Genomic DNA, 20,564 nt, shown 5'->3' on the forward strand with positions numbered 1-20,564 from the left:
GGCTGTGCGTCAACGCGGTTTCCGGCGCGCCTGGGACCCCTTATGTTCGCCGCCATGACCGACGTCGCCGCGCCCGATTCCGCCCAGACCCGTCCCCTCACCCAGGACGGTCCGACCATGCGCCTCTTCCTGGTGGACGGCTCGGCCTATCTGTTCCGCGCCTATCACGCCCTGCCGCCCCTGACCCGCAAGAGCGACGGCCTGCCCGTCGGCGCGGTGCAGGGCTTCTGCAACATGCTGTGGAAGCTGATGCGCGACATGCAGGGCGACGCCCCCACGCACCTGGCGGTGATCTGGGACCACTCGGAAAAGACGTTCCGCAACAAACTGTACGACCAGTACAAGGCCCACCGTCCGCCGCCGCCGGAAGACCTGATCCCGCAGTTCCCACTGGTGCGCGACGCCACCCGGGCCTTCGGCGTGCCGGCCATCGAGCTGCCGGGCTACGAGGCCGACGACCTGATCGCGGCTTACGCCTGCGCGGCGCGCGACGCCGGCGGCGAGGCGGTCATCGTCTCGTCCGACAAGGACCTGATGCAGCTGGTCGGCGACAACGTCTCGATGTTCGACCCCATGAAGGGCGTCCGCATCGGCCGAAACGAGGTGTTCGAGAAGTTCGGCGTCTATCCCGAGCATGTCGTGGACGTGCAATCGCTGTGCGGCGACAGCGTCGACAACGTTCCCGGCGCCCCCGGCATCGGCATCAAGACCGCCGCCCAACTGATCACCGAATACGGCGACCTCGACACGCTGCTGGCCCGGGCCGGCGAGATCAAGCAGCCCAAGCGTCGCGAGACCCTGATCAACTTCGCCGACCAGATCCGTCTGTCAAAGGCCCTGGTCACCCTGGACTGCAACACCCCCCTGCCCGAGCCGCTGGACGACCTGGTGGTGCGCGAGCCGGACAAGGCCGTGCTGGCCGACTTCCTCGAGCAGATGGAGTTCCGCACGCTTGCCAGGCGCGTAGGCGACGGCAACGCCGCGGCCGCGCCCCGCAGCCTGGACGTCCGCCCCTCGGACAAGCAGGTGACCGCGCCGGTCACCACCGTCTCCTACGCCTCGGCCGCCGCCCGCGCCGCGGCCAGCCCGGTGGCCGAGCCCGTCGCCATCGACACCGCGGCTTACGTCTGCGTGCGCGACCTGGCGACGCTGCAGGTCTGGATCGACAAGGCTCGCGCCAAGGGCGTGGTCGCCTTCGACACCGAGACCGACGCCCTGTCGTCGGCCAACGCCGGCCTGTGCGGCGTGTCGCTGGCCATCGCGCCCGGCGAGGCCTGCTACATCCCCGTCAGCCACGAGGAGAAGGCCCAGGACGGCGGCCTGATCTTCGAAGCCCCCGCCAAGCTGGAGCAGATCTCCGAGGAAGACGCCCTGGCCGCGCTGAAGCCGCTGCTCGAAGACCCTTCGGTGCTGAAGGTCGCCCAGAACGCCAAGTACGACATCGCCGTGATGCTGCGCCGGGGGATCAAGGTCGCCCCGATCGAAGACACCATGCTGATCAGCTACGTGCTGGAAGCCGGCCTGCACGGCCACGGCATGGACGAGCTGTCGGAGCTGTGGCTGGGCCACAAGCCCATCTCCTTCAAGGAAGTGGCGGGCACCGGCAAGAGCCAGATCAGCTTCAAGCACGTGGCCCTCGACAAGGCGACGGCCTACGCCGCCGAGGACGCCGACGTCACCCTGCGGCTCTACAACGTGCTGCGCCCGCGCCTGGCGGCCGAGGGCCTGCTGACCGTCTACGAGACCCTGGAACGCCCCCTGCCGGCCGTGCTGGCGACCATGGAGAACGACGGCATCCGCGTCGATCCCGAGACCCTGCGCCGGCTCTCCAACGAATTCTCGCTGCGCATGGCCGACTTCGAGGAGCAGGCTCAGAAGCTCGCCGGCCGCCCGTTCAACCTGGGCAGCCCCAAGCAGATCGGCGACGTGCTGTTTGGCGAAATGTCGATGAAGGGCGGCAAAAAGACCGCCACCGGCCAGTGGTCGACCGACAGCGACGTGCTGGAAAGCCTGGCCAACGAAGGCCACGAGCTGCCGCGCGTGCTGCTCGACTGGCGCCAACTGAGCAAGCTGAAGGGCACCTATACCGAGAACCTGATCGCCGCGATGAGCGAGCGCACGGGCCGAGTGCACACCTCCTACGCCCTGGCCGCGACCACCACGGGCCGCCTGTCGTCGTCGGACCCCAACCTGCAGAACATCCCGGTCCGCACCGAGGAAGGCCGCAAGATCCGCAAGGCCTTCGTGGCCGCGCCGGGCAAGGTGCTGATCAGCGCCGACTACAGCCAGATCGAGCTGCGCCTCCTCGCCCACATCGGTGACATCCCGCAGCTGCAGAAGGCCTTCCGCGACGGCCTGGACATCCACGCCATGACGGCCTCGGAGATGTTCGACACCCCGATCGAGGGCATGGACCCGCTGATCCGCCGCCGGGCCAAGGCCATCAACTTCGGCATCGTCTACGGCATCTCAGCCTTCGGTCTGGCCAACCAGCTGGGCATCGGCCAGGGCGAGGCCGGGGCCTATATCAAGACCTATTTCGAGCGCTTCCCCGGCATCCAGGCCTATATGGACGCCACCAAGGCCTTCGTGCGCGAGCACGGCTACGTGACCACGATCTTCGGCCGCAAGATCAACATCCCCGACATCCACGCCAAGTCGGTGGGCCAGCGGCAGTTCTCCGAACGCGCCGCCATCAACGCCCCGATCCAGGGCGCGGCCGCCGACGTCATGCGCCGGGCCATGGTGCGCATGCCGGGCGCGCTGGAAGAGGCGGGCCTCGAGGCGCGCATGCTTTTGCAAGTGCACGACGAACTGGTCTTCGAGGCCCCGGAAGCCGAGGCCGAGGCCGTCTGCGCGCTCGCCCGCCGGGTGATGGAGGGCGCGGCCAAGCCGGCCGTGGCGCTTTCCATTCCCCTCACGGTGGAGGCGAGAGCCGCCAGCAACTGGGACGAAGCCCACTAATTCGACGTCGCAGGCAAAAAACTTCACTGCGCCTTTGTCGCACGCCCGCTCCGCCCCAGGTGGAGCGGGCGTTGTATTATCAGCGGTAACCCCATACGCAGCGCAATCCTGAGTATCCGCAGGTCGAGCCAGCTGCGAATGGCTGACATTTTCAGTCTCGAGGGTGCGACGTTCCGCCACAGTACGGTTAATGTCGTGGAAACCGCGAACTCGCCAGAGCTTCCGTCGTGACATGTGCTCACAGGCACAGATGTCGGGAATGAACTTTGGAGGCGGGCTGTGCGGTTTGGCGACTTGAAGATCCCTCAGAAGCTGATGATCGTGTTCGGCGTGATGCTGGCCGCGATCCTGGCCATGGGTGTTACCCTCTACGTCAACCAGGAGGTCTACGAGGCCTCGGTGAAGCAGTCGACGCTCGCCCAGCAGAGTCTTCGCGCCGCTGATACGGCCGCCTTCCGCCTGACCCGCCAGGAAAACTCGCTGCGCGGCTTCCTGCTCTCGGGCGACGACTACTACGTCAAGCGCCTGGAAGAGGCCCACAAGCCGAAGTTCCTCGGCGCGCTCGATGATCTGCGCAAGCTGGCGGGGGCCGACGAGGCCGACCTGAACCGCATCGCCGCCGTCGAGGCCGCCTACGCCAACTATCGCAAGATGGCCATCGAGCCGGCCGAGCAACTGGGCGCCGATCCGGCGACCCGCGCCCAGGCCATCGATCTGGTCAAGCATGACGGCGTCGCCGACAAGGCCGTCGAGCCGGTGGAAGACGCCATCCAGGCCATCACCGACGACGCCGAAGCCGTGGTCACCGCCCAGGCCGAAGCCCAGGCCGCCGCCTCGCTGCGCAACACCCTGGTGCTGGCCATCGGCATCGCCATCGTCCTGGCCGTCGCCATCGCCGGCGGACTGATGCTGACGGGCGGCATCGCCGCGCCGGTCGCCGCAATGACCACCGCCATGCGCCGCCTGGCCGCCGGCGACAACACCGTCGCCGTGCCCGCCGCCGGCCGCAAGGACGAGATCGGCGAGATGGCCGGCGCCGTCGCCACCTTCAAGGACGCCGCCATCCACAAGCTGCGCCTGGAAGAAGAGGCCGCCGCCGCCGCCGCCCGCACCGAGCGCGAACGCGCCGAACGCGAAGCCGAAAAGGCCGCCGAGGCCGAGACCGACCGCATCGCCATCCAGGCCCTGGGCTCGGCCCTGGGCGCCATGGCCGACGGCGACCTGACCTACCGCATCGACGCCCACTTCGCGCCCAAGGCCGAGCAGCTGAAGTCCGACTTCAACGCCGCCGCCGGCCGCCTGCAGGACGCCATGCGCGGCATCAACGGCGCCACCGGCGGCATCCGCGCCGGTTCGGAAGAGATCGCCCAGGCCTCCGACGACCTGTCGCGCCGCACCGAGCAGCAGGCCGCCAGCCTGGAAGAGACCGCCGCCGCCCTCGACGAGATCACCGCCACGGTCCGCAAGACCGCCGCCGGCGCCAAGGAAGCCTCCAGCGTGGTCGCCGCCGCCCGCGCCGACGCCGAACGCTCGGGCCAGATCGTCAGCCAGGCCGTCAGCGCCATGGCCGGCATCGAGCAGTCCTCGGGCCAGATCGGCAACATCATCGGCGTGATCGACGAGATCGCCTTCCAGACCAACCTGCTGGCCCTCAACGCCGGCGTAGAAGCGGCTCGCGCCGGCGACGCCGGCAAGGGCTTCGCGGTCGTGGCGCAGGAAGTGCGGGCCCTGGCCCAGCGCTCGGCCGAAGCGGCCAAGGAGATCAAGACCCTGATCTCGACCTCGACCCAGCAGGTCGGTTCGGGCGTGTCCCTGGTCGGCCAGACCGGCGAGGCCCTGCAGCGCATCGTCGACCAGGTCGCCACCATCGACAGCCTGGTCAACGAGATCGCCGCCTCGGCCACCGAGCAGTCGACCGGCCTGCACCAGGTCAACAGCGCCGTGAACCAAATGGACCAGGTGGTTCAGCAGAACGCCGCCATGGTCGAGGAAGCCACCGCCGCCACCCACTCGCTGAAGGGTGAGACCGGCGAGCTGGCCGCCCTGGTCGGCCGCTTCCGGGTCGGCGGCGAAAGCGCCATCCGCGCGCCGGCCGCCGCGCCCAGCCCGGTGCATGCCGCCCAGGCCCGCGCCCAGACCTTCGTCCGCCCGGGCCGCTCCGGCGGCGCGGCCACCGCCGCCGCGACCAAGGTCGAGGAGTGGGAAGAATTCTGAGCCGACAGGCTCAGGCACTGACGGAAAGGGCGGCCCACGAGGGCCGCCCTTTTTCGTTGCGTGACGCGGCAATCTAAACCACGACACGAACACCGGTCTCCAAGGCGGACCGGATGGTGTCGGGGGGCGTCGAATGCGACTGCGGATGATCGGACTGGTGCTTTCCGCCTTCGCGCTCGCCTCATCCGGCCCGGTCCCGGAAATCCTGCCCCATACTGTGGTCGACCAGCCCCAGCACGGCGTGATCTCGCTGCAGTTCGAGGCCTCGAGCAAGACGCCCGTCTGCATGCGCGAGGACTGGATCCTGAACGGCGGCCCCGACGGCGGACCCATCGTGCTGCAGGTCGCCGGCAAGCCTTATCCGCTGCAAGCCGACGCGGTCCGGCGCTGCGAGCGCGACTGCGTCGCCCGCCTGGTCAAGGGCTACACCCAGAAGAGCCACATCCCCTACGAGGCGTTCGGCCTGCCGGAAGACCTGGCCGATGCGCCCAAGACCGTGGAGGCCACCCTCGTGGCGGCCTCCTGCGAGGGCACTGCGCCCCTTCGCGAAGAGAGCTTCAAAAGCTCGGACTGGATGTCGGTGGGCTCGACCGAGAAGCAGATCTGCGCGGTCTTCGGCGCGGCGACGCGGTGGGACAACCGCGACCAGATCCGCCTGGCCCGGTCCAGCGGCGAAAGCCTTCGACATCCGTACGAATACGACCCCGAGCAGCTTCCCGGCGGCGCGATCTTCGACTTCTACCTGTCCCTGCCGGCGGCGCAGATGACCGATCCAAAGGAGTTCAGCCGCGACTTCCGCTACTACATCCTGGCTGAACGCGGACGAACGGCCGGGATGTCGAAGATCGAGCAGATGCGCCACCTGCTGATCAGCGCCCTGCCCCCGGCCAGCGAGATCCGCGATTTTGGCGGCGCTGACGAAAGCGTCCGCTTCAACGAGAGTAGCATGGTCGGCGCCTATATGCCGGCGATGTGCCGCTTGCAGGCCCTGTGCAAGCCGCACGGGACCGTCCGCCCCGCCCGCAAGCTGCCGTGCGGCGATCTCCGGGATCTGACGCCCCAAACGCCCTGATCAGCCGATCGCCAGGATCTCGATCCGCGAGGCGACGCCCAGCAGCAGGCAACGCGGCGCCAGGGTCGCGCTCAAGTCTTCGTCCGCCCCGAAGGCCAGGATGAAGCCGTCCAGATAGCCGCGATAGTTGCGGACCTCCCAGGCCCAACCCAACCGCTGGCCCACAGCATAGGCCAGCGCCGGCGGCGGAACCCAGAGCGGGGCCTTTGGGTCGAACGGCAGGCGCTCGACGAACAGCTGGTCGGTGTCGAAATCGACGGAGACGACCACCGCCTCTCCATCGAGCACGAAGGCGATCTTTTCCCACTGGCCCGGCGCGCCGGCGTCCTCGCCCGGTTCAGCCGGCGTCTCGTAAGCCAGCACGGCCGAGACCCGCACGCCCTCGACCGCCTCCCAGTCGAACCGCAGCATGTCGTGAGGATTGGGCGGAAAGCGCGTCATGCCCCATGAGGTCGCACGCGTCGCCGGACGCCTCAAGGCCGTCGCCCCGTCGGCATGACGCCCGTGACCGTGTAGCGACGACTCCCATTGCCGCCGCCCCCCGCGCCCGATGGGGCTCTACTGTCCCAGCTGACGAATCGGACGGAGCGCCCCGTGATCCCTATCGTGTTCTGGCTGCTGGCCGCCGGCATGCTGGCCGCCGCCGCCTTCGCCGGCTCGCTGCGCATATGGCTGCTGGCCCTGATCGCCGCGACGCTGTGCTGGGACAACCTGATCATCGCCGCCGGATCCTCGATCGGGGCTGGCGACCTGCTGCGCAACCTGTCGATCCCGCGCTACGTCGCCCACGCGGTGCTGACACCGATGCTGATCCTGGTGGTGTTCGGCGTCGCCGGACTGCGCCGCCGGTTGTGGGTGTGGGTGCTGACCGCCGCGCTGATCGCCGTCGGCGTCTGGACCGACCTGGTGCACATGAGCCTGGAGGTGCGCGAATACGCCGGCACCCTGCGCTACGCCTACGCCCACGCCAGTCCGCCCATCCCCTCGATCGTCACGGTGGTGGTGCTGATCGGGGTCGGCGCGATCCTCTGGCGGCGCGAGAAGCTGCCGTGGCTGTGCCTGGGCGCCCTGGCGATGTTCGCCGCCGCCGGCAGCGGGATCTTCTGGCTGGGCAACGCCGGCGAACTGGCGCTGATCTCGTCGATCGTCTTCACGGCGTTCAAGCTGCGCGGCCTCAAGCGTGGATTGCAAAGCTAGCGGTTTGGCTGTCCTCTGCCCCGATCCGTCGGGGGCGAAGTGAGCGAAGACCATCCGAGGCCGGCTGAGCCGGCGATGAAGCCCGCCGTCGCCGTGTTCGGCGACCCGAAGGTGCGCCTCGCCCTTCTGGGTCTGGCCCTGGCGATCGGCGTCCTCGTCGCCTTCCTGCTGATCCGGCAAGGACGGAACACCCCGCCCGTCGCGGGGCTCGGCGCGCCGGACGTCGTCTTCATGGCCTACGAGGACAGCAGCGACCCGACCCAAGTCCACAAGGTCGAGATCCATCGCGGCGGCGAGGTCGTGTTCGAAGGCGACCCCGAGGTGTTGCTGCCGGGACGACACGTTTATCGGCCGCCTCCCGAACGGGTGGCCGCCTTCTTCGCCCTTGTCGACAATTCCCGCTTCCGCTGGCTGCGGCCCCGCTACAGCGCCTTCCTGGGCGGCGACTACACGACGACCGTCTGCCTTCGTCAGGGCGTGCGGGAAAAGTGCGTGAGCTCCCGCGGCTCCAGGCTGTTCGGCGCTCGCGCGCCGGCCCCGTTCGGCGAGATCGCCGTCGGCGTCGACCAGCTCGCCTCGCCCCGCCGCTGGCTGACCGCCGACGACCACACGCTCGAACTCTTCGGCGAGCATGGGATCGATCCGCGCTCCATCGGCGGCCAGAGGCTGGTCGTCCAGGCCGCCAGGTCGCTTTCGCCCGACGCCATGCGGGCGCTGATCGCCGCGGGCTTTCCGATAGACCGCGCCGCCCGCGTCGAACGATACGACCCCGCTGCGGCGACGCCCCTGGCCGTCGCCCTGGACAACCGGCGCGACGAGACCGCCAGGATCCTGATCGCCGCCGGCGCCCTGGACAGCGTCACCCCGGCCGCGCGTGCGCGGCTGGCGGCCTCCGCCGCGCGAGGGTGCCGGCCGGACATGCTGGACGCCCTGCTCGACACGGGCGCCCGCTTCGATTTCACCGCGACGCCGCCGAACGCCTTTTGGTGCGAGCATTGGGCGTCCGAGAAGGAGGCCCTGGCCACGGCGAAGCTTCTGCTGGACCGCGGCGCCAGCCCCGCCGCGCGTGACGAGCAAAACCGCACGCCGCTGCATCGGGTCACGTCGGCGGCTGTCGCAAGCCTGCTTCTACGGCGAGGCGCCGACCCTAACGTTCGCGACAGCCAGGGCTTCAGGCCGCTGGACGCGGCCGACACCGAGGATCTGGCCGTCGTCCTCGTCGAAGGCGGCGCCGCCGTCGGGCCGCCCCCCAGCGGCGCGCCAGCCGCAGGTTCGATCGATCAGCGGGCCGCCGACAAGGGCTGGACGCGCCTGCAGACCCTGCTGGCCGAGCGCCGGACGAGCGGCGCGGCCAGCTAGAACCAGCCGGCCTCGCGCAGGGCCTTGGCGTAGGCGCGGCTGACCGGGACCTCGGCGCCCGAGGCCAGGGTCAGGGTGGCGCGGCCGTCGCCGCGCTTGGCCTCGACCACCGCCTCGCGCGCCACCCACCACGAACGGTGGGTCTGGGCGCCCTCGATGCCTTCCAGCTCGGCCACCGCGTCGGACAGGCGCATCAGGATCAGGTCCTCGCCCTTGGAGGTGTGCAGGCGCAGATAGTGGTCCTCGGCGGCGACGGCGTAGAGGGTCGCGCCGCGCAGCTTGGCCGGCAGGCGCTCCAGGAAGCGCGGCGGCGGAGCCTCGGGCGCGGCGGCGTGGGTCTCGACCGGCTGGCGGGTGGTCAGGAAGTTCAGCGCCGTGATCGCCGCGGTGATGACCAGCACCGGCAGGAAGAAGCGCGGCAGGGTCGCCGCGTGCGGGACTTGGCCGAACAGCAGGCTCGACACCGCCCAGACATAGACCGTGCCCGGCAAGGCCACGCCCAGGGTGATGACCACGCCGCCGACGAACGGTCGTCGCTCGGTCAGGCCGCTGTTCTGGACGAGCGCGCTGACGCCCGCCCCCGCCGCCGCGCCCGACCAGCACAGCACCAGCCAGTAGGCGATGCGGATCCCCAGCGGCGCGTCGCCGGTGCCGAACGCGCCGACCAGGGCCAGGAACACGCCGGCGATCCCCGCGACCAGGAAGCCTCGCCCGTGACGGGCGACGAGGACCGCCATTCGCGAAGCGTGAACGGCGCCCGGCGGCGATTGGCGAAGCGGGGCCGTCGGCTGGCGTAACGTCGATTGAGGCACGGCCCGGCGGGCTCCTAAAGCGGTCTTCGAAAGCGGCGACGCAAGCCCGCCGCCCACGGAGATCAAGATGTCCGAGACCGCCCTGTCAATGCATGACGCCGACGCCCGCCGCATCCGCCGCCGCGGCGTGGCCGGGGTGCTCGTCGCCACGGCGCTGGCCGCCGCCCCCGTGCTGCTGGCGAGCCGGAGCGGAGCGCACCTGCCCGACCTGTCGCTGGTGCTGGCCGCCTCGACCAAGATCCAGATCCACCTGACCGCGGCCATCAGCGCCCTGGTGATCGGCACGGTGCTGATGATCGGGGTCAAGGGCTCGGCCCTGCACCGCACGCTGGGCTGGGCCTGGGTGATCGCCATGGCGACCACGGCGATCAGCTCGCTGTTCATCCACGAGATGAACCACGGCGCCATGAGCTGGATCCACCTGCTGTCGGGCTGGACGATCATCGCCCTGCCGATCGCCGTCTACGCCGCCCGTCGCCACAAGGTCAGCCTGCACCGCCGGTTCATGACCGGCCTGTTCGTCGGCGGACTGATCGTCGCCGGCGGCTTCACCTTCCTGCCCGGCCGCCTGATGTGGCGCGTGTTCTTCGGCTGAGCGTTTGTCGCTCTGACCAACCCCTTTCCCCGCACCTCCAACCACAAGGACCCTTCCGATGCGCCTTCTCCCGCTCCTGGCCTGCGCCGCCCTGCTGACCGCTCCCGCCGCCGGCCTGTGCCAGACCGCCGTGCCGGACGCCGCCGCCGCGGCTCCCATTCCCGCGCCGGCCCCGGCCGCCGGCGACGCCAGCCTGGCCCTGGTCTTCCCCGCCCTGAAGTCACACGACGGCGTGCTGATGGTCGCCCTGTTCGACAGCCAGGCGGCCTGGGCCGGCGGCAAGCCCGTGCGGGTCGCCTTCGTCCAGGCCGCGTCGGCCGAACCGATCGTGCAGATCCACGACCTGGCCGCCGGGACCTACGCGGCCCGGGTGTTCCAGGACCTCGACGGCGACCAGCGCCTGAGCATGAACCCCTTCGGCCTGCCGGTGGAGCCCTACGGCTTCTCGGGCGGCGCCAAGGCCAACATGGGCCCGCCGGCCTTCGCCGCGGCCGCCTTCACCGTCACGCCGGGCGACAACGCCCAGGCCATCGCCCTGCGCTAAAGACCAGAGACAGACGGAATACCCATGGATCGCCGCACCTTCCTCCGCGCCGCCGGCCTGACCGGCGCCGCCGCCCTGCTGACCCCCGAGACCGTGTTCGCCGCCGGGGCCGCCGACTGGACCCTGGGCTTTCGCGACGTCGAGGCCGACATCGCCCCCACCGGCCTGACCCGCCTGCGCGGCAAGGCCCCGGCCGACCTGACCGGCGCCCTGGTCCGCAACGGCCCGGCCCGCTTCCGCCGGCCGGGCGGGTCGGTCGGCCACTGGTTCGACGGCGACGGCCTGGTGCGGCGCTTTTCGATCCAGGACGGCGAGGCGACCCTGGCCGCCCGCTTCGTCGACACCCCCAAGCGCCGCGCCGACACGGCCGCCCACGCGGTGATCACCCCCGGCTTCGGCACCGCCCCTGGCCCCGGGGCGGCCGTGGGCGGTCCCGACGACGCCAACGCCGCCAACACCTCGGTGATGATGGCCGGCGGCGAGCTGTGGGCGCTGTGGGAACCGGGCTCGCCCTGCGTGCTCGATCCCGTCACCCTGGAGACCAAGGGCTTCAAGACCCTGCGGCCCGACCTCAAGGCCATGCCGTTCCTGGCCCATCCCCGTCGCGAACCGAACGGCCGGACCTGGAACCTGGGCCTGGCCGGCCACCGCGCCATCGTCTGGCGCCTGGCCGCCGACGGCAGCCTGGAGGACGCCCAGCTGATCGCCCTGCCCCGCGCCAGCTACATCCACGACTTCACCGCCACTGAGCGCCACCTGATGATCGTCCTGCAGCCCTGGATACAGGAGCGGGGCGGCGTGCCCTACATCGCCGGCATGGCCTGGAAGCCCGAGCTGGGAACCCAGGTGCTGGTGCTCGACAAGGCCGACCTGACCCAGCGCCGGGTGTTCGACCTGCCGCCGTTCTTCTTCTTCCACCTGGGCGACGCCTGGGAGGACAAGGACGGGACCATCCGCTTCGACGCCTGCATCGACGACGATCCGCGCGGCACGGCCGCGGCCGGCGAGCAGCTGCTGCGCGGCGTGCCGTTCAAGGGCGTGGCCCCGCCCAAGCTCGGCTTCGTCACCCTGCACGCCGACGGCAAGGCCGACCTGCAGCGGTTCGAGACCGTGGCCGAGTTCCCGCGCTCGGACGATCGCTTCGCCGGCCAGGGCCGCCGCTTCAGCGTCCACGCGGCGGTCGGCGAGGTCGGCAAGCCGGCCTTCCACGGCCTGGCCGTGCGCGACTGGAAGACCGGCCGCGAGACCGCCTTCGACTTCGGCCGCCGGCATCTGGTCGAGGAGATGGTGTTCGTCCCCCGCCCCGGATCGTCGGAAGAGTTCGACGGCTGGCTGCTCGGCACGAGCCTCAATCTCGACGCCCAGGCGACCGAGCTGCACGCCTTCGACGCCCCCCGCGTCGCCGACGGTCCGCTGGTCACCTGGCGGGCGAACACGGCCTTGCCGCTGGGATTCCACGGGATTTTCACGGCCTGACCGGACGTTCACGGAACGGCGGCGCTCTTGCCAGGGTAGCGAAAGCAGGCCTATCCGGGGACAGCGAAGTTCTCGGAGAGGCCTCCCCGACATGACCGCCGCCAAGCCCCGCGCCCGTTCCGGCGGGCGGGGCCGTCCTTCCAAGGCCACGGGCCTGGACCTGAAGGAGACCATCCTCGACTCCGCCGAGGGGCTGTTCGCGCGCCACGGCTTCCATGGCGTGACCACCCGCCAGGTGGCCGCCGAGGCCGGCGTCGATACCGCCCTGATCCACTACTATTTCGGCGCCAAGCGCGAGCTGTTCGACGCGGTGTTCGTGCGCCGCGCCGAGATCCTCAACCAGGCCCGCAGCGTCTCGATGAACGCCTATGTCGAGACCCACGGCGACGCCATGACGGTGGAAGGCGTGATCGAGGCCTTCATCGACCCGCTGCTGCGCATCTCGCAGGACGGCGGCCAGGGCTGGAAGAGCTACTTCGCCCTGGTGGCCCAGGTGAACAACACCCCGGCCTGGGGCGGCGAGACCATGGCCCGGTTCTTCGACCCCGTCGTCCACCAGCTGGTCGACACGCTGAAGGTCGTCCGTCCCGACGCGGAATATCGCGACCTCTACTGGTGCTACCAGTTCCTGACCGGCTCGATGATGCTGGCCCTGTCTGAGACCGGCCGCATCGACTCGCTGTCGGAGGGCCTGTGCCACTCCAGCGACCTGGAGGCCGTGCGGGCCCGTCTGTTCGCCTATTGCGCGGCGGGCTTCGAGGCCGTGGTCGCCAAGCGCAAGGCCTAGCTCCCTTCCCGTTGGCGGATGGGGGAAGGGCCGGGGATGGGGGTGGAGCGGCGGTTCAAGCACGCGCTCCTCGGCCGACGCCGCAACCACCCCCACCCAACCCTCCCCCATCAAGGGGGAGGGCTAAAACAGCGACCGTCAGCCCCCGGATTACACTTTTCATCATCTGGTGAAAAAACGCTGGCGCATTCCCTCAACCTAGGTGACAGTGCCGTCGAATTCCTGCGGCGGTGAAATCGTGCGGGAAACGCCGGATACGAGGCTGCGTGAGATGGCTCGATCGGCGGAAGGGACGAAACGCATCTAGGGAAGAGGGGCTTGCCTATGAAAACGATGTGGAAGGCCGCGCTGCTGGCTGGCGCGGCGTGGGGTGCGACCTGCAACCTGGCGGTGGCCCAGGAAAAGCCGGCCGCGGAGCAAAGCGTAGGCGTCGAGGAGGTGGTGGTCACCGCTCGCCGGCGCGAGGAAACCCTCAAGGACGTGCCGGTGGCCGTCTCGGCCTTCAGCGCCGCGGCGCTGGAACGCCAGGGCGCAGCCGACATCACAACCCTGCAGCAGACCACCCCCAACATCACCGTCCAGGTGGCCCGGGGCTCGAACTCCACCCTGATCAGCTACATCCGCGGCGTCGGCCAGCAGGACCCGCTGTGGGGCTTCGAACCGGGCGTCGGCCTCTATATCGACGACGTCTACGTGGCCCGCCCGCAGGGCGCGGTGCTCGACATCTTCGACATCGAGCGCATCGAGGTGCTGCGCGGCCCGCAGGGCACGCTCTACGGCCGCAACACCATCGGCGGCGCCATCAAGTACGTCACCAAGAAGCACGACGACGAGACGGCGCTGAAGCTGAAGGGCACGGTCGGCTCGTACAACCAGCGTGACGGCCTGATCGCCGCCTCGACCCCGCTGGGCGGCGGCCTGTCGGTCGGCGGCGCCTTCGCCGTCTACAAGCGCGACGGCTACGGCAAGAACCTGACCACCGGCGCCGAGCAGTACAACAAGGACGTCCAGGCCGGCCGCCTCTCCGTCGAGTACGCGCCCAACGACGACCTGTTCTTCCGCATCGCCTACGACAAGGTGGTCGACGACAGCAACGCCCGCCACGGCCACCGCGAACTGCCCACCCTGACCGGCGGCTACAAGGTGCTCGACACCTACGACACCCAGGCGGGCCTGGGCGACGCTAACCACGTCGAGACCGAAGGCGTCTCGGCCCTGGCCACCTGGAAGGCCAGCGAGCACCTGACCTTCAAGTCGATCACCGCCAACCGCAAGGGCGGCACCCAGACCAACATCGACTTCGACGGCACGCCGCTGCCGACGCTGGACGTGCCGGCCACCTATGGCGACCGCCAGTTCTCGCAGGAACTGCAGGCGGTCTATGCCGACGAGACCTTCCAGGGCGTGTTCGGCGTCTACTACATGAACAGCCAGGCCTCGGGCGAGTTCGACACCATCGCCGGCAACCTGGGCGTGGCCATCGCCGCCGCCGGCAAGGTCAACACCCGCAGCTTCGCGGTGTTCACCGACGTCTCGGCCAACTTCACCGACCGCTTCAAGGTCTCGCTGGGCGGCCGCGCCACCCAGGACAAGAAGACCGGCACCGTGGTGCGGCTGTTCTATCTGGGCGCCACCAAGACCCCGTGGCAGGGGGGCACGGCCCGGCCGGTGCTGCAGACCCGCACCAACTACACCGCCAGCAAGACCTTCTCGGAATTCACCCCGCGGGTCAGCGCCTCCTACGACTTCAGCGACGACCTGACCGGCTACGTCTCCTATTCCAAGGGCTTCAAGTCCGGCGGCTGGGACATGCGCGGCGACGCCTTCCTGACGCCGCAGACGGTCAACGGCTACGATCCCGAGACGGTCGACGCCTACGAGGCCGGCCTGAAGGGCTATCTGTTCGACCGCCGCCTGTCGTTCGCCTCGGCGGCCTTCCGCTCGAAGTACAAGAACCAGCAGGTGACCACCCAGGTGGCCGTGCCCAGCGGCATCGCCAGCTCGGTCGACAACGCCGGCGCCTCGACGATCTGGGGCCTGGAGTTCGAAGGCACGGCGCGCTTCACGCCCAACCTGTCGAGCACCCTGGCGCTGGGCTACATCAAGGCCAAGTACGACGAGTTCGAGCGCTACGACGCCGTCACCGGCACGATCGTCAATGTCGCCAACCTCTACGGCTTCCAGAACACGCCGGAAAAGACCGCCAACCTCAGCGCAACCTGGACCGGCGAACTGCTGGGCGGCCGCCTGGCCGTCACCCCGATGGTCAGCTACCGCGACAAGTACCAGCAGTTCGAGCAGCCGCTGCCGACCCTCGACCAGAAGGCCTTCACCCTGGTCGACCTCAGCGCCGTGTGGAACGCGCCGGGCGGCCGCTACAAGGTCTCGCTGGTCGGCAAGAACCTGACCGACGAAACCTATCGCATCGGCGGCTACAACTTCGGCGTCGCGACCTATAACAACTCGGTCATCGGCTTCTACGGCCCGCCGCGCAGCGTGTCGGCGAGCCTGGAGTTCAATTTCTAAGTTCTCGGTCGAGATCTGACGGGGCCTGCTGCAACGGGCCCCGTCGTTCTTTTCCGGAAGCGTGCGCGTAGCCAGAGGGGGCGGGCGATGAGCGAAGCGAACGGCGAAGGCGCCGCGACGGGCGGTAGCCGCTACCGCTATCTGGTGCTGGCGACGCTGATCCTCGTCTACACCCTGAACTTCCTCGACCGGCAGATCCTCGGCATCCTGGCCAAGCCGATCAAGGACGAGTTCGGCCTCACCGACGGCCAGTTCGGCCTGATGGGCGGTCTCGCCTTCGCCCTGCTCTACACCACCCTGGCGATCCCGATCGCCTGGCTGGCCGACCGCTTCAGCCGCGTCTGGATCATGACCGCCGCCCTCACCGTATGGAGCGGCTTCACCGCCCTGTGCGGGTTCGCCGGCGGGTTCGGACAACTGTTCCTGGCCCGCATGGGCGTGGGCATCGGCGAGGCCGGCGGCGTCGCCCCAGCCTATTCGCTGATCGCCGATTACTTCCCCAAGCGCCAGCGCGCCCGGGCGCTGGCGGCCTACGCCTTCGGCATCCCGCTGGGCTCGGGCCTGGGCACGCTGGTCGGCGGCCTGCTGGCGGCGACCTATGGCTGGCGCACGGCCTTCATCGTCGTCGGGTGCCTCGGCGTGGTGCTGGCCCCGATCTTCCGCGCCATCGTCAAGGACCCCGTGCGCGGCGGCGCCGACCGCGTGGAGGGCGCGCCGCCGGCGCCCCCCGCCCCGGCCATGCCGCTGGGCCAGGCCGCGCGCCTGCTGGCCGCCAAGCCGTCGTTCTGGCTGCTGGCCTTCGGCGCGGCCTCGTCGTCGGTGTGCGGCTACGGCGTCGCCGCCTGGCTGCCCAGCTTCTTCATGCGCAGTCTGGGCCTGACCCTGTCGCAGACGGCCTGGTACTATTCGGGCATCGCCCTGTTCGGCGGCCTGCTGGGCATCTGGCTGGGCGGGGCGGTGGCCGACAAGCTGGGGGCCAAGTCCAAGGCCGGCTATCCGATCACCCCGGCCATCGCCTTCCTGATCTCGGTGCCGTGCTTCCTGCTGGCCATGAACAGCGGCAGCCTGATGGGCGGCCTCGGCGGCAAGGCCTCGCTGGCCGTGGCCTTCGTGATCTTCCTGATCCCGACGGGCCTGAACCTGGCGTGGCTGGGCCCCATCACCGCCGCCGTCCAGCACCTGGGCCCGGCCCCGATGCGCACCACCGCCTCGGCCCTGTTCCTGCTGATCAACAACCTGCTCGGCATCGCCGTCGGCATCTATTATTTCGGCCTGGTCTCCGACCTGCTGAAGCCGACCTTCGGGGCGGAGTCGCTGCGCTGGTCGATCTACAGCGGCATGGGCTTCTACCTCGTCGCCGCCCTGCTGTTCTTCCTGGCCAGCAAGCGGTTGGACAAGGACTGGGTGGACTAGCCCTCCCCCCGTAAAATCCCCGCGAAAGCGGGGACCCAGGCTTTTTATCGTAGAGCGCCACGCGTTTCAGAAAACACCTGGGTCCCCGCTTTCGCGGGGATTTTACGGTGGTGGGGGGCTTTCCCCAGCCAAAAGGTCGCAGGCGCGTAACGAGGGTCCTAGCGCCACCGTTCGGACATGATCCAGGATCATTGCGCCGCCGAAACCGTGTTATTGGCGGGACGGACAGGTTTTGGCGCGATGAGCGGCGACGATCGGCATATCTTCCACGACCCCACCGGCAAGCGCCGGCGCAGGTTCACCCTGACGGCGGGGATCGCCCTGTCGGGGGTGGCGGCCGTCGTGGCCGGCTTCCTGGCGACCCTGGCTTTCGCCCCGCGCCTGCCGGCGGTGACGCTGAAGGACCCGCACGTGCTGTCGGCCCTGCACGAAGAGACCGTGCACCGCCTCAAGCCCGGCAAGCCGTCGGCCTGGCGCCGCCTGCCCGCCCCCAAGACGCCGGCCGCCATCGGCGCGGCCAAGCCGCTCAGCGTCGGCTTCTACGTGCCCTGGGACGAGGACAGCCGCGAGTCCCTGCGCCGCCACGTCGCCCAGTTGGACGTGGTCTCCCCGCAGTGGGTGGCGCTGAAGGGCCGGACGGGCGACATCACGGCCGACGATGATCCGATCGGCACCGCCCGCATCGCCGCCGCGCCCAACCATCCCACCGTCCTGCCGCTGGTCCACAACTCGGCCGACGCCAAGTTCGACGGCCCGATGGCCGACGCCCTGCTGGCCAATCCCGCCGCCCGCAAGGCGCTGATCGACAACCTGACCGCCCTGGCCCAGCGCCGCGGCTTCGGCGGCTACATCTTCGACCTGGAGAACCTGTCGCCCAAGGGCCTGGCCAACTATCCGCTGCTGCTGGACGAGGCCCGCGCGGCCTTCAAGGCCTCGGGCCGCGAGGTCTGGGTCACCGCGCCCTTCGACGAGCAGGGCTGGCCGCTCAAGCGCCTGCAGCAGTCGGCCGACACTATCGTGCTGATGGCCTACGACCAGCACTACGGCGGCGGCGACCCCGGCCCCAACGCAGGGCAAGACTGGTACGAGAGCGAGCTCGACAAGCGCTTCTCCGCCCTCGACCCGGCCCGCACGGTGCTGGCGCTCGGCGCCTACGGCTACGACTGGACGCTGAAGGCCGACGGCACGGCGGCCAACGGCGACGCGGCCACCTTCCACGAGGCCATCCGCAACGCCCAGGACGCCGGCGCCGACATCCGCATGGACGACGACGCCCTCAACCCGACCTACGGCTATCAGGCCGACAACGGCGACAAGCACGTGGTCTGGTTCCTGGACGCCCCCACCCTGTTCAACCAGATCAAGGCCAGCGACCCGTTCCGGCCGCGCGGCTATGGCCTTTGGCGGATGGGCGGCGAGGATCCGGGCGTGTGGAGCGTGCTGGGCCAGCCCTACGGCAAGGGCGCGGCTTCGGCTCTCACCCGCATCCCGTCGGGCCAGAGCGTCGACTTCGACGGCGGCGGCGAGGTGCTGCGCGTCTCGTCCCTGCCCACGCCCGGCAAGCGCAGCCTCGAGACCGACCCCGACACCGGGCTGATCTCGGGCGAGACCTACGACGTCCTGCCCAGCTCCTATGTCATCGAACGCTACGGCCAGCGGCCCGGCCTGGTGGCCCTGACCTTCGACGACGGCCCCGACCCGCGCTGGACGCCGAAGATCCTCGACATCCTGAAGGAGAAGAACGCGCCCGCGACCTTCTTCGTCATCGGCCAGAACATGCAGAAGCATCCGGGCCTGGTGGAGCGCGAGATGCGCGAGGGTCACGACGTCGGCGGCCACACCTGGACCCACCCCAACATCGGCGAGACGCCGCTGCCCCAGACCCAGGTCGAGCTGAACGCCACCCAGCGCCTGTTCGAGGTGGTCACCGGCCGCTCGATGCGCCTGTTCCGGCCGCCGTTCTTCGGCGACGCCGAGCCCTCGACCCCGCGCGAGGTCGACCCGCTCGTCATCGCCCAGACCCTGGGCTACCTGATCGTCGGCCTGCGGATCGACACCGACGACTGGCAGAAGCCGCCGCCCCAGACGATCATCGACCGCGCCCTGGACCGCCTCGACAATCCGGGTCCCAACCCCGGCCAGGTGGTGCTGCTGCATGACGCCGGCGGCAATCGCGAGAACACCATCAAGGCCCTGCCCGGCCTGATCGACGGCATCCGCGCCCGCGGCTACCGCCTGGTCACCATCGGCGAGCTGGCCGGCATGACGCCCGACCAGGTGATGCCGCCGACCACCCGCGACCCGGTCGGCCTGGCGCTGGACCGCCTGGGCTTCGGCTTCTTCCGGGGACTGAACACCCTGCTGACCTGGCTGTTCATCACCGCCATCGCGCTCGGTGTCGCGCGGCTGGTGTTCCTGGCGGCCCTGGCCCTGGTCCACAAGGCGACCGAGCACACGCCGGACGATCTGGATCCCGCGACCGGTCCGCTGGTCAGCGTGCTGATCCCCTGCTTCAACGAGGAGAAGGTGATCGCCGCCTCGATCGCCCGGATCCTGGACTCGGACTGGACCAATATCGAGGTGCTGGTCCTCGACGACGGCTCCAAGGACCGCACGGCCCAGGAGGTGCGCGACCACTTCGCCGGCGATCCGCGCGTGACGCTGCTGTCGTTCGAGAACGGCGGCAAGGCGCGGGCGGTGAACCGGGGCCTGGCCGTGGCCAAGGGCGAGTTCGTGGTGGCGCTGGACGCCGACACCCTGTTCCCGAAGTCGACGATCGGCCGCCTGGTGCGCTGGTTCGCCGACCCGAAGATCGGCGCGGTGGCCGGCAACGCCATCGTCGGCAATCGCCTCAACATCGTCACCCGCTGGCAGGCCCTGGAATACGTCACCGCCCAGAACCTGGAGCGGCGGGCGCTGGCGGCCCTGGGCGCGGTCACCGTGGTGCCCGGCGCGGTCGGGGCCTGGCGCAAGAGCGTGCTCGACGCCCTGGGCGGCTATCCCTCCGACACCCTGGCCGAAGACCAGGACCTGACCATCGCCTGCCAGCGCGCCGGCTGGAAGGTGGCCTTCGACCCGGCCGCCCGCGCCTATACCGAGGCGCCGGACACGGTGGGCGGCCTGCTCAAGCAGCGCTTCCGCTGGTCGTTCGGCACCCTGCAGTGCGTGTGGAAACACCGCTCGGCGATGTTCAACCCCAAGACCCCGGTGCTGGGTTTCGTGGCCCTGCCGCAGATCTGGCTGTTCCAGATCCTGCTGGCCGTGGCCGCGCCGCTGGTCGACCTGGCCGTGGTCTGGAGCCTGGTCTCGGGCCTCTACGGCGCGGTGGCCCACCCGGTGGAATGGCGTCCCGACGACACCATCCGGGGCCTACTCTACTGGGCGGTGTTCATCCTCGTCGACCTGTCGGCCGGGGCGCTGGGCATGGCCCTGGAGAAGCGTGCGCCCTGGGCCGACCTGCCCTACCTGCCGGTGCAGCGTTTCGGCTACCGCCAGTTGATGTACTACGTGGTGGTCAAGTCGGTGCTGACCGCCGTGCGCGGCGGCCGCGTCGGCTGGGGCAAGCTGGAACGCCGGGCGACCGCGGCGGTGAAGTAGCCGCGACC

14 protein-coding genes are annotated in these 20,564 nt (G+C 69.9%); 12 read left to right on the forward strand and 2 right to left on the reverse strand.

The genetic code is table 11. The features are described 5' to 3' along the window. Positions 1–54: 54 nt before the first annotated feature. The 3 genes from polA (at position 55) to AC2YHT_RS12065 (ending at position 6,250) form a co-directional block, all read left to right on the forward strand. Entirely contained in the window at positions 55–2,964 is a 2,910-nt protein-coding gene (gene polA / locus AC2YHT_RS12055) for a DNA polymerase I (RefSeq protein WP_487290051.1), read from the forward strand. A gap of 315 nt (positions 2,965–3,279) precedes the next feature. Then, on the forward strand, positions 3,280–5,178 hold the full coding sequence (locus tag AC2YHT_RS12060; protein ID WP_487290007.1) for a methyl-accepting chemotaxis protein: 1,899 nt from the start codon (positions 3,280–3,282) through the stop codon (positions 5,176–5,178). A 133-nt stretch (positions 5,179–5,311) separates the two neighbouring features. Then, a complete protein-coding gene (locus tag AC2YHT_RS12065; protein ID WP_487290009.1) occupies positions 5,312–6,250 on the forward strand; it encodes a hypothetical protein in 939 nt (312 codons plus the stop codon). Here AC2YHT_RS12065 and AC2YHT_RS12070 read toward each other — a convergent pair whose 3' ends face one another. Then, complete coding sequence (locus AC2YHT_RS12070; protein ID WP_487290011.1) at positions 6,251–6,691, reverse strand: DUF6334 family protein; 441 nt, start codon at positions 6,689–6,691, stop codon at positions 6,251–6,253. Between the two features lie 153 nt (positions 6,692–6,844). Between AC2YHT_RS12070 and AC2YHT_RS12075 the strand changes: the two genes are divergently transcribed. Both AC2YHT_RS12075 and AC2YHT_RS12080 read left to right on the forward strand, forming a co-directional pair. Then, positions 6,845–7,447, forward strand: coding sequence for a hypothetical protein (locus tag AC2YHT_RS12075; protein ID WP_487290012.1), 603 nt, complete (start codon positions 6,845–6,847; stop codon positions 7,445–7,447). A 75-nt stretch (positions 7,448–7,522) separates the two neighbouring features. Then, positions 7,523–8,806: an ankyrin repeat domain-containing protein gene (locus AC2YHT_RS12080; RefSeq protein ID WP_487290014.1), complete on the forward strand. Its 1,284-nt coding sequence runs from the start codon at positions 7,523–7,525 to the stop codon at positions 8,804–8,806. On the opposite strand, the gene AC2YHT_RS12085 is transcribed toward AC2YHT_RS12080, so the two are convergent. Continuing rightward, positions 8,803–9,543 carry a LytTR family DNA-binding domain-containing protein gene (locus AC2YHT_RS12085; RefSeq protein ID WP_487290016.1) on the reverse strand — a complete coding sequence of 247 codons (741 nt, stop codon included), beginning with the start codon at positions 9,541–9,543 and terminating at the stop codon, positions 8,803–8,805. The two genes, AC2YHT_RS12080 and AC2YHT_RS12085, sit on opposite strands and share 4 nt — an antisense overlap. A 142-nt stretch (positions 9,544–9,685) precedes the next feature. Here AC2YHT_RS12085 and AC2YHT_RS12090 point away from each other — a divergent pair, with 142 nt between their 5' ends. The 7 genes from AC2YHT_RS12090 to AC2YHT_RS12120 all read left to right on the forward strand — a co-directional run bounded on the left by AC2YHT_RS12090 (position 9,686) and on the right by AC2YHT_RS12120 (position 20,556). Next, positions 9,686–10,213, forward strand: coding sequence for a DUF2306 domain-containing protein (locus AC2YHT_RS12090; RefSeq protein ID WP_487290018.1), 528 nt, complete (start codon positions 9,686–9,688; stop codon positions 10,211–10,213). Between the two features lie 58 nt (positions 10,214–10,271). After that, positions 10,272–10,757, forward strand: coding sequence for a DUF2141 domain-containing protein (locus tag AC2YHT_RS12095; protein WP_487290020.1), 486 nt, complete (start codon positions 10,272–10,274; stop codon positions 10,755–10,757). 24 nt (positions 10,758–10,781) lie between these two features. Beyond that, positions 10,782–12,233, forward strand: a complete 1,452-nt coding sequence (locus AC2YHT_RS12100; protein WP_487290022.1) for a carotenoid oxygenase family protein — start codon at positions 10,782–10,784, stop codon at positions 12,231–12,233. Between the two features lie 91 nt (positions 12,234–12,324). Next, positions 12,325–13,020: a TetR/AcrR family transcriptional regulator gene (locus tag AC2YHT_RS12105; RefSeq protein ID WP_487290024.1), complete on the forward strand. Its 696-nt coding sequence runs from the start codon at positions 12,325–12,327 to the stop codon at positions 13,018–13,020. 324 nt (positions 13,021–13,344) lie between these two features. Continuing rightward, positions 13,345–15,546, forward strand: coding sequence for a TonB-dependent receptor (locus AC2YHT_RS12110; RefSeq protein WP_487290026.1), 2,202 nt, complete (start codon positions 13,345–13,347; stop codon positions 15,544–15,546). Positions 15,547–15,633: 87 nt separating this feature from the next. Then, positions 15,634–16,959, forward strand: coding sequence for a spinster family MFS transporter (locus AC2YHT_RS12115; protein WP_487290028.1), 1,326 nt, complete (start codon positions 15,634–15,636; stop codon positions 16,957–16,959). Positions 16,960–17,199: 240 nt separating this feature from the next. Then, positions 17,200–20,556: a glycosyltransferase gene (locus AC2YHT_RS12120; protein WP_487290029.1), complete on the forward strand. Its 3,357-nt coding sequence runs from the start codon at positions 17,200–17,202 to the stop codon at positions 20,554–20,556. Positions 20,557–20,564 lie beyond the last annotated feature (8 nt).

This window comes from Caulobacter sp. SRI_008 (assembly GCF_057586355.1).